The 565-nt window shown below is 49.9% G+C and carries 1 protein-coding gene; it reads left to right on the top strand.

Translation table 11 applies throughout. The annotated features are described in order from the left end of the window. Positions 1-183: 183 nt before the first annotated feature. The coding region (locus QRD42_RS17200; RefSeq protein ID WP_321987704.1) for a GFA family protein at positions 184-565 on the top strand (382 nt) is incomplete at its 3' end.

Here is a 565-nt window from a genome sequence, read left to right as displayed (position 1 = left end):
CCTGGCAGCATCCGTAATTGTCTTTTACTGTTAAAGCTCTTCCACTGTGAAAAGGATGGGTTATGAGTACCGCTCCGGAAACAGATTTCACTAACGATTTGTCAGGGTTTGTTGGCACACATATGGCGTCCCTTTTATCGTTTTTTCATTCGCGGCAGACTATGTTTGCCTCACGGGGGCTTTATGACTGATAAAATTGCAGGGCGTTGTCATTGCGGAGCAGTGCGATTCGCCGTTGAATTATCCGATGGCTTTAATACGATTCGCCGGTGCAACTGCTCTTTATGCCGGATGCGGGGGGCGGTGGCTGTCTCCGCTCAGCTCGCAGGACTGGAGATATTAAGCGGCAAAGACGTCTTAACCGAATACCGTTTTAATACCCGACAAGCGGCGCATTATTTTTGCTCCATCTGTGGCATTTATACCTTCCATCAACGGCGATCTAATCCTGAGCAGTATGGCATTAACGTTGCCTGTCTGGAGGGGGTATCTCCCTTTGATTTTGAAACCGTGCAAGTGATGGACGGTATTACTCATCCTGCCGATGGCGGGGGTGGGGTGGCGG

This window comes from Enterobacter sp. PGRG2, from assembly GCF_030291195.1.
Classification (GTDB): Bacteria; Pseudomonadota; Gammaproteobacteria; order Enterobacterales; family Enterobacteriaceae; genus Enterobacter_D.
Note: the sequence above shows the minus strand (reverse complement) of the source record. Positions and strands in the feature narration are given on the sequence as shown.